7 protein-coding genes are annotated in these 9,268 nt (G+C 66.8%); 2 read left to right on the top strand and 5 right to left on the bottom strand.

The features are described 5' to 3' along the window. Positions 1-236: 236 nt before the first annotated feature. The 4 genes from FVW27_RS01050 to FVW27_RS01035 all read right to left on the bottom strand — a co-directional run bounded on the left by FVW27_RS01050 (position 237) and on the right by FVW27_RS01035 (position 2,762). Positions 237-614 (bottom strand): hypothetical protein, encoded by a 378-nt coding sequence (locus tag FVW27_RS01050; protein ID WP_167121979.1) that lies wholly within the window; start codon positions 612-614, stop codon positions 237-239. A gap of 146 nt (positions 615-760) precedes the next feature. Continuing rightward, positions 761-1,057: a hypothetical protein gene (locus tag FVW27_RS01045; protein WP_243838127.1), complete on the bottom strand. Its 297-nt coding sequence runs from the start codon at positions 1,055-1,057 to the stop codon at positions 761-763. Between the two features lie 183 nt (positions 1,058-1,240). Next, positions 1,241-1,804: a hypothetical protein gene (locus FVW27_RS01040; protein WP_167121976.1), complete on the bottom strand. Its 564-nt coding sequence runs from the start codon at positions 1,802-1,804 to the stop codon at positions 1,241-1,243. A gap of 466 nt (positions 1,805-2,270) precedes the next feature. Beyond that, complete coding sequence (locus FVW27_RS01035) at positions 2,271-2,762, bottom strand: PilZ domain-containing protein (protein ID WP_167121974.1); 492 nt, start codon at positions 2,760-2,762, stop codon at positions 2,271-2,273. A 550-nt stretch (positions 2,763-3,312) separates the two neighbouring features. On the opposite strand from FVW27_RS01035, the gene FVW27_RS01030 reads away from it, so the two are divergent. Together FVW27_RS01030 and FVW27_RS01025 are read left to right on the top strand one after the other, a co-directional pair. Further along, positions 3,313-5,100, top strand: coding sequence for a sigma-54-dependent transcriptional regulator (locus FVW27_RS01030; RefSeq protein ID WP_167121972.1), 1,788 nt, complete (start codon positions 3,313-3,315; stop codon positions 5,098-5,100). Between the two features lie 318 nt (positions 5,101-5,418). Next, positions 5,419-7,452 carry a methyl-accepting chemotaxis protein gene (locus tag FVW27_RS01025; RefSeq protein WP_167121970.1) on the top strand — a complete coding sequence of 678 codons (2,034 nt, stop codon included), beginning with the start codon at positions 5,419-5,421 and terminating at the stop codon, positions 7,450-7,452. A 315-nt stretch (positions 7,453-7,767) separates the two neighbouring features. On the opposite strand, the gene FVW27_RS01020 is transcribed toward FVW27_RS01025, so the two are convergent. Next, positions 7,768-8,859, bottom strand: a complete 1,092-nt coding sequence (locus FVW27_RS01020) for an HD domain-containing phosphohydrolase (RefSeq protein WP_167121968.1) — start codon at positions 8,857-8,859, stop codon at positions 7,768-7,770. Between the last annotated feature and the right edge of the window lie 409 nt (positions 8,860-9,268).

The raw sequence follows: 9,268 nt of genomic DNA, 5'->3' as shown, positions 1-9,268 counted from the left end.
CCCCGGAATTGGCGGAACCGGTGCTGTCGCGGCTGCGCCCGCTGCTGGCCCGCCTGCGGGGTGGCCAATAGGGGCGGCCAGTAGAGGGCGGCTGACGGGCGGCTGACTGGGCGCCCGGCGGTGTGGCCTCCCGCGTCGCGTCCATTTCTTTCGACAGTCGGACCAATGAGAAAGCCTCCGCTGCGTCACCGCAACGGAGGCTTCAGTGCATGAAACAGTGGCAGACAGCCTGTCTGCTACTGTTCGAGGCCGCCTTCGCCCTCGTACATCATGCCGCCTTCCTCTTCCATCTCCAGGGTTTCCACCTTTTCCTCCAGCCATTCCAGAACGGCGCGGGCGGTGTGGTAGTTCAGCACCACCTTGGAGCGGATGTGGCGGGTGATCACCTTCAGGTTCTCGTCGTAGGGGGCCACCTCATGGCCGAAGCTGCCGTCGGGCGCCACAAGGCGCTCGGAAAACGGCGGCATCTTGTCCGTTTCTATGTAGAAGCTCATTTCGATCTCGCCCTGCGGGTTGATGCCGCCCCACACTCCGTGGGCGTATTCCAACCGCACGCCGGAATCGTGCTCGTATTCGTAACGGATGCGGGTCGGGTATTTCGGGTCCTGACTCATGGACGCTCCTTGGGAAAGTATGGGACCGGCCAGACTGGCCAGACTGGCCAGACTGGCCAGATTCGCCAGGCTTGCCAGCCCCGCCAGGTTCGCCGGAACCGACAGGCCGGACCGTATCGGGGGCACCGGCAAGGCCGGTTGCCACGTCAGCCGATCAGCGAAACCAGCGTGCCTGCGATGCGCTCAGGCACCACCAGCGGGCTCTGGCGGCGGGTGTCGCCCCTGGGGGGGCTGTAGGCAGCGCGTTGCAGGCGCTGGCGTTCGGCCGCCGCATCGGCCTCCATGTCATCAACGATGGTCTGGGTCTTGTCCAGCAGGGTGGGGGACGGCGGCGTCAGGTAGGGCGGGTCGCGCCACGGGTCGAGCGGTGCGGACAAGGTCCGCAGCAGCCCGGGGCTCATGCGGAGCAGCCCGGGAAACTGCATGGCGAAATCCGTGGACATGTCCGCCTCCGGGCCGTTCATCCTGTCCGGTTCCTTGGGCGCGCATTCTAGGGCAGTCGTCGGGCGAAGTAAAGGCGCGCCCCGCGCAACGGAAAGGCCATGGCGTGCTGGTGCGCGCCATGGCCGTGCGTTTTGCGGTTACGTTCCGGTGTGTGGTCTAGGCAGCCTTGCGCTTGCCGTGGGCTATTCGGTGCCTGGCTCGTACCCAGGCAGCACGATGGATGACGGTGCACCCGCAGCGCCGGACCCCTTGGGACAGTCCTTGAGCAGGGTGCAGATTTCGCAGCCGCCCTTGAACGGGAAGTGGGTGACCACGGCGTAGCGGCGCGACAGGGTGGGGCCGTCGCCGCTGTAGGGCAGGCCTTCGGCCTCCAGCGCGGCGCGCAGCTTGTCGGTGGGCTTGGGGGCCGGGGCGCAGCCCACGTCTTCCACTTCGGGCAGCAGCATGTGGACCGCACTCATGATCATGGTCTGGGCCAGGGAATTGACGATGAACGCGTCGGAGGGAGAGGCTTCCCAAGCGGCGTCCACGTCTTCTTCCACATCGCTGTCCAGCCACACCACAAGGTACTGGATCTTTCCGGTGCTGATGTGCAGGGCGTGCAGTTTGTCCATCCAGGCTTCCCAGCGCTGCATCAGGCGGTTCATCACCTCGCCGCCGATGCGCGTTTCCTGGCTGGTGTTCATCAGCAGTTCCACGTCGAAGTAGGGCTGCACGTCAAGCTTTTCCGCAGTATGTTCCGCCATGTCCCTGTCTCCTGGGGGTTATGCTCGTGTGGGGGCGGCGCGCGCCGGGGCGCTGCCGTGCTCGCGGGGGAGGGGGCCGTTGCCCGCACCTGCATGGCGGGTGGTTCGGCGTGCCGGGGGTACCCGGCGCTGTCCGTGTTGTTCCCGCGTTGTCTCCGCGCTGTTGTGGACGAGACTTTGCTCGAAAGGCGCGGGGCGCGTCAAGGGACAAGGGATAGGCGATAGGGGCGGGGACAGGAAGGCTGCTGCGGGTGGGCAGGTGTTGGGCGGGCACGAGCCTATGGCTGACTCGCATGGGCCGGCGTGTCTTGCCAGGACGGGCAAGGGTGGTCAAGGGCGGGCAAGGCGGAACGGGAAAGATGGTGGAGCCGGGGGTGACGTGCCGCCCGGACGCCGGGCAAAAGCGTGCCTTCCGTGCGACCGGGATTACCTTCGGGGTCGCGCGGCAGGTGCGGGGGATGGGCGGCTACTGGACGAAGTAGCGCTCCATGAGGGCATGGCTGGCGGCATCGCCGCCAATGAACGACGCACCTACACGAGTGGCACCCTTGCCGCGTTCGTTGCGCGTGCTGCGGCAGCGCATGCGCACCGGCGGGTTGCTGTCGTCCAGGCGAAAGATCACCTCGAATTCTGCATCGGCCAGGCGCATGTCCAGTTCGGCATTGGGGGGCATCCGGAAGCCCACGCCGTTCAGCGAGATGTCGTGCAGTTCCACGGGCTGGTAGCGTCCGTAATGGCCGTCCGGCTCGGTGACGTACACCACCCCCGGAAGGCGGATGGGATGACGCTCGAAGGAACGCCGGTCCGTGTCATCCCGCGATTTGGCATCGCGGCGCAACAGGTAGCGTTCCAGCAGCCCCTCCACGAGGGCCGTCATGGTAATGCCCATTTCTTCCGCGGCGGTGTCGATGCGTTTCAGCAGGTCTGGGTGAACGCGAATTTCGCGGAATCTTCTCATGGCGGTTCTCCAGGTTGTCCACAAAAGGCAGACAATGACGCTTGACGCAAAGATATGAAAAGTCCGTGCCATTCGTGCGGATGGCTGTGCCGTTCTTGAAAAATATTGATTTATGAAGGTGTGTTAGAGTTTTTCTTCGTGGTTCGTTTCCGGTCGGGGCAGACCGGGAAACGGTCCGGCCGGACCGGTCAGGGTCCGGAGAATGCGGACAGCAGGGGCTGCAAGAGGGGCAAAACGGGGGTACGGAAGCCGGTGTGATGCAGCAAGGCATAAATCTACCCCCCTTTCCGAAAATATAATGCTGTGGCATAACATATGGTCAGATGCGTGCCGCATGGTCCGTGCCGATGGACAGCGGGAGGCCGGGGGGGATTCGGGGGACGCCGCATCACCACAGGGTGGATGTGTTCATTCAAGATGTTACGAGGATTCGGTGCGGGACATCTGGCTGCGCAAGAGCCTGCCAGGTGTGTCATGACGGGCGGATGCACGAGAGGCGGCGCAACCGCGCACGAGCGGGGGCCGGCGGATGCGGCCGGTGGAAGGGACCATGGCAGACGTTTTGGTGATTGATCCCACGCGACGGTACAGGGAATACCTTGTGCCCGCCATTACCGCTGCCGGGCATGCGTGCCGTGTGGTTTCCACCTGCGAGGAGGCCGTGGCCAGCGGGCGCCGCCGCGCGTGCGACGTGGTGTTGCTGGACGTGGATACGCCCGGCCCGGAAGGGTTGGCCTGTCTGCCGGAACTGTCCGCCATGCGCGGCCAGCCGGAGGTGCTGGCCCTTACGGCCCTGCGCACGGGCAACCGGGCGGAGGACGCCATCCGCGCCGGGGCCTGGGACGTGTTGCTGCACCCCATTCCCGAATCCTCCGTGCGCCAGGTGCTGGAACGCTGTCTGTACCATCATGCCGCAAAGGTGGCCCTGATCGGCCAGGCCAACATCAAGCGCGGCGACATCATCGGCACCAGTCTGCCACTGGAGCGCTGCCTGCATTCGCTGGGCGTGGCCGCCCGCACCGACACAAACGTGCTGATCCTCGGCGAAACCGGCACCGGCAAGGAACTGTTCGCGCGGGCCGTGCACGAGAACAGCGAGCGTGCCGGGCGTGGCTTCATCGTGGTGGACTGCACCAACCTGCCGAGCACCCTGGCCGAAAGCATCCTGTTCGGGCATGAGCGCGGATCGTTCACCGGGGCGGACGCCGCGCGCGATGGCCTGTTCAAGCAGGCCGACGGCGGCACCATCTTTCTGGACGAAATCGGCGACCTGGACCTTTCGGTGCAGAAGTCGCTGTTGCGGGTGTTGCAGGAACGCACCTTTCGCCCCATCAGCGCCCGCAATGAGGTGCGCAGCGATTTCCGCCTGGTGGCCGCCACCAACTGCGACATCGAGGACATGGTGCGGCGCGGGGCCTTCCGCAAGGACCTGTACCACCGTCTGAAGACCCGCATCATTCAGTTGCCCCCCTTGCGCGAGCGGCGCGACGACATAGAGCCACTGGCCCGGCACTACGTGGACCGCATCTGCCGCCAGCATCGCCTGGCCACCAAGCAGATGTCGCCCGACTTCGTGGATGCGGTGCAGATCTACCACTGGCCGGGCAACGTGCGCGACCTGATCAACGCCCTGCACTACGCGGTGCAGGCGGCCTTTGCCGAACAACGGCTGTACCCCCAGCACCTGCCGGTGGAGATTCGCGGCCACGTCATGCGCGCCCGGCGCGACCTGGCCCCCGCGCGCGAGCATGAGGAAGAGGTGCACCCGCCCATGTTCGTTGCCGGTACGGTGGTGGGCATGGCGGAGACGGGGACCGGGGCCGGTGACAACGGTCGTGGCCACGGGGCGGAAACTGGCCCGTCCGGCCCGTCTGGCCCGTCCGGTCTGTCCGGATATTCCGGTCAGCCTGGCCAGCTTGGCGCGTATGGCCCTTCTGGCGGGCGTGGCCTGTTTGGAGGGGCTGGCCTGCCGGGTGGCACTGGCCCGGCGGGGGGGGCGGGGATGCAGGGGGCGGCGGTTCCTTCGGGCACCGGCGGTTCATTCGCCATGGCCGCAGCCGACCTGCACGGGGAATCCGGCGCCATGCCCGCTCCTTCGTCGGACACCTGTCCGCCGCCCGTGGAACGGGAGCGGTTCGGCTTCGCCAACGAGGTGTTCCCCTCGTTCCGTTCCGCGCGCGAGGTGACCATGGACCGCATGGAGTCCGCCTACCTCATGGAACTCATCCGGCGCAGCCGGGGCGAGATAGCCTCTGCCATCGCGCTTTCCGGCCTTTCCCGCGCCCGGCTGTATGAGCTGTTGCAAAAGCATTCCATCTCGCTGCGCAACAGCAACTGACCGGGCACCTTCCTTCTTTTTCCCTTCCTTACCGTTTCGCGCACACGAGGCATTCCCCATCGCGTTGCCGGAGCATGCGGCCTTTCCGCGCGGGTGCTCCTTCATCGTGCGCCGTGCCCCCCCGCGTTGCGCACGCCATGTGGTTGCCGGAACGAGACAACAGCCCGTCATCTCTGTTACATGGAGCAAAAGGCAGGCCGCCGGGCAGGCGCGTGCCACGGTTCGAAAGTGCATTGGGTGATCCGTGTTCCCTAATGTTCGTGAGTGGTTGTCCGATATGTGAAGTACACACTCACCTTGTTACCGTGCGAGGCGTGCATGAAGCTGACGATTCTTCGCAAACTGCTCCTCATGGTCATCTGTATCGTGCTGCTGACGGCGGCGGCCATTTTCGGCACGGCCCACCATTTCATGAAACGCGGTTTCGCCGACGAATCGGCCCAGGCGGTTACCCGGCTGCGCGACGTGGTGGTGCGCAACATTGGTGACCGTTCCGCGAAATTCCTTGAGGAAGCGGCCCTTGTGGCGCAGCATGCGGATTTCGTGGCCGCCGTGGCCGCGGGCGACGGCGCGCGCACGTCCGAACTGGCCAAACGGCTGATGCGTGACGTGGGGTCCGACTTCATGACCGTCACCGACGACAAGGGCAACGTGCTGGCACGCGGCCATTCGGACAAGACGGGAGATTCCGTGCTTGACCAGGACACCGTGCGCCGGGCCCTGCGCGGCGAAGCCACGGTGGGGGTCATATCCGGCACGGTGGTGCCGTTCACCCTGCGCGCGGGTGCGCCCATCCGCCGCGACGGCAAGGTGGTGGGCACGGTGGCCATCGGCACCTCGCTGGTGCGCGAGGGCTTCGTGGACGACATCAAGTCATTCACCGGGCTTGAGGTTACCGTGTTCAAGGGCGACACGCGCGTCATGACCACCATCGTGCGCGACGGCAAGCGGGCCATCGGCACGCGCATGGACAACCCCAAGGTGATGGAGACGGTGTTCAGCGCGGGCAAGACCTTTCTGGCGCGCAACCAGATTCTGGGCAGCGAATACGAGACCGCTTACTGGCCCATCCTGGACATGGAGGGCAAGACCATCGGCATGTGGTTCATCGGCATGCCGGTGGCCAGCATCATCGACGCCCAGGACCGGGTGACCGATTCCTCGCTGGCGGTGATGGCGGGCGTGCTGCCGGTGATGATCGGGGTGGCCTGGCTGCTGGCGCGCGCCCTGTCGCGGCCCATAGCGCGCACCACCGCCTTTGCCACGTCCGTGGCCGGGGGCGACCTGGGTTCCGAGCTTACCGTGCGCACGGGCGACGAGGTGGGCCAGCTGGCCGACGCCTTGCGATCCATGGTGGGCACGCTCAAGGACAAGATCGGCGAGTCGCAGGAGCAGACCCGTCTTGCGGCAGAAGAAACCAGGAAGGCCCAGCAGGCCATGGCGGAGGCCGAAGAGGCCCGCGTACGCGGCGAGCAGGCCCGGCGCGAGGGCATGCTGCACGCCGCGCGCGAACTGGAAGGCATCGTGGACATCGTCTCCGCCGCGTCGGAAGAGCTTTCGGCGCAGATCGAACAGTCCTCTCGCGGGGCGGAACTGCAAAGCCGCCGCACCGGCGAGACCGCCGTGGCCATGGAAGAGATGAACGCCACCGTGCTCGAGGTGGCCCGCAGCGCGGGACGTGCGTCCGACACGGCGGGCGACGCCAAGGCCAAGGCATCGGCCGGGTCGGGTATCGTGGAGGCCATGATCGACGGCATCGGCGTTGTGCAGCGCCATTCCGAGACCCTGAACCGCGACATGGACGCCCTGGGCAAGAGTGCCGAGCGCATCGGGGCCATTCTGGGCGTGATTTCCGACATTGCCGACCAGACCAACCTGCTGGCGCTGAACGCCGCCATCGAAGCTGCGCGCGCGGGGGATGCCGGGCGCGGCTTTGCCGTGGTGGCCGACGAGGTGCGCAAGCTGGCGGAAAAGACCATGATTGCCACCCGGGAGGTGGGCGAGGCCATCGGCGGCATCCAGCAGGGGGCCAAGGTGAGCATCGCCCAGGTGGGCGAGACGGCGCGCGAGGTGGAAAGCGTTACCGGCAGGGCGCGCGAGGCGGGGCAGTCGCTGGCGTCCATCGTGGCCCTGGCCGATTCCGTGTCCGATCAGGTGCGCTCCATCGCTACTGCCAGTGAAGAACAGTCCGCCGCCTCCGATGAGATCAACCGGGCCGTGGAGGAGGTGAACCGCATCTCCACCGAGACCAGCGACGCCATGCGACAGTCGGCCCTGGCCGTGAGCGAGCTTGCGGCGCAGGCCCAGAAGCTGAAGGCCATCATCGAGCAGATGCAGCGCGACAACGCCTGAGCGCGCGAAAGGGGGGCAGGCCGTCACTGCGGCGTCAGGCAGGTCTTGCGGTTTCAAGCCATGAACAATGATCGGGATCGTCCCAGCCGGGGCGGTCCCGATCTTGCGTTGGCCTTGCGTGACGGGGCGGCGTGGTTGCGGTGCGGGCATTGTGCGGTCACGATGCTGCCAAGCGGGCGTGACGCGACGTGGCGCGACGGGGGACCTGCGTAACGGGGCGGGCGACAGGAACAGGAGCGTCAGGCAGACGGGGAGGCAGGGGGGCAGACGCGGACTGGGCGTAACGGGCGAGTCAGGCGGTGCGGGACAGCGCGCTCACGAGCACACGGTGTCGCCGCTGCGTAACTGGCGCAGCACTTCGGCCACATCCGGGATGTCGGCGTGGTTGCCGCGCAAAAGGTCCAGGCAGGCGTCCACCACTTCGGCGGCGTACAGGGTGCCGCTGCCCGTCGAAAGTTCGTCCATGGCCGCTTCCAGGCAGTGGGCGGGGCGATAGGGGCGGTGCGAGCACATGGCCTCGGCCACGTCGGCCACGCCCAGGATGCGCGCCCCTTGCAGGATGGCATCGCCCGCGATGCCGTGGGGGTAGCCGGAGCCGTTCAGGCGCTCGTGGTGCTGCAATACCATGCGCGCCACGGGATGGGGGAAGGGAATGCGCTCCAGGATGTCGTGCCCGAACTGGGGGTGCTGGCGCATGAAGGCCATTTCGTGGGTATCGAGCACGGTGGGTTTGAGCAGGTACTGGGCGGGGATGCACAGCTTGCCGATGTCGTGCAGCATGCCTGCCACCCGCACCGCCTCCACTTCGTCGTGGGGCATGCCCAGTCTGCGGGCCATGGCCGTGGCCAGCACGGTGACGCGGGCCTGGTGGGTGCCGGTGTAGGCGTCCTTGAGGTTGGTGACCCGCGACAGCGAATCCACGGTGGCTTCCATCATGCCGCTGAGCTGGTCGTAGGCGGTGCTCAGTTCGCGGGTGCGCTCGGCGATGCGCGTTTCTAGCCCGGCCCGGTAGGCCTCGTTTTCCGCCAGCAGGCGCGCCCGTTCCAGGCAGCGCTCCACGGTGTGTTCCAGAGCGCCCATGTCTTCCAGGGGCTTGGTCAGGTAGTCCCAGGCACCTTCGCGCAGGGCGGCCACGGCGTCGCGCAGCACGCCGGTGCCGGAAACCACGATGACCGGCGTGCCCAGGCCCGAGGCGGTGATGGCCCGGATTACCGAAAGCCCGTCCAGCACCGGCATGCGCAGGTCCACCAGCACAAGGTCCGGCTGGTGCGCCTGCCAGGCATCCAGACCGGCGCGACCATCTTCGGCCTGCAGGACCGCGTAGCCGCTGTCCGACAGAAAGTCCGCCAGCGAGCCGCGGACCTGTGGGTCGTCGTCGATGACCAGGATGCTGGGCGGAGTGGGCATGGCAAGTTCCGAAAGAACGGCGTGGAAGCGGACAGGCCGGGTTGGGATGCGTGGCGGATTGGGCCGGATGCGGTAGGAACGGGACGTGATTGGAACTGGAGCGGACGGTTGCGGGCCGGGTGACGGTGCGCAACGCCAAGGCGGGCACGTCCGGATGCGCATGCCCCGGCATGTATCGAGTAGACGAACACTAGCAGGCGCAGGTAACCACCGCAAGGGGGTGGAGCACGTTCCGAGACATGGACAGGGGGAACATGTGCGCGCCGGATGGTGTCGCCGTGCGTTTGGGATGCCATGGCGTCCGCACCGCGCGAAACATGGCACCGCATGGGCGCGTGCACGACGCCCGATGGCCGGGGCGGGCTGCCCGCCCCGGCGCGGCATGCTATTCCGTCGGGTGGCGGCCCAC

It is taken from the genome of Nitratidesulfovibrio liaohensis, from assembly GCF_011682075.1.
Taxonomy (GTDB): Bacteria; Desulfobacterota; Desulfovibrionia; order Desulfovibrionales; family Desulfovibrionaceae; genus Cupidesulfovibrio; species Cupidesulfovibrio liaohensis.
This window is presented reverse-complemented; position numbering and strand designations above follow the sequence as displayed.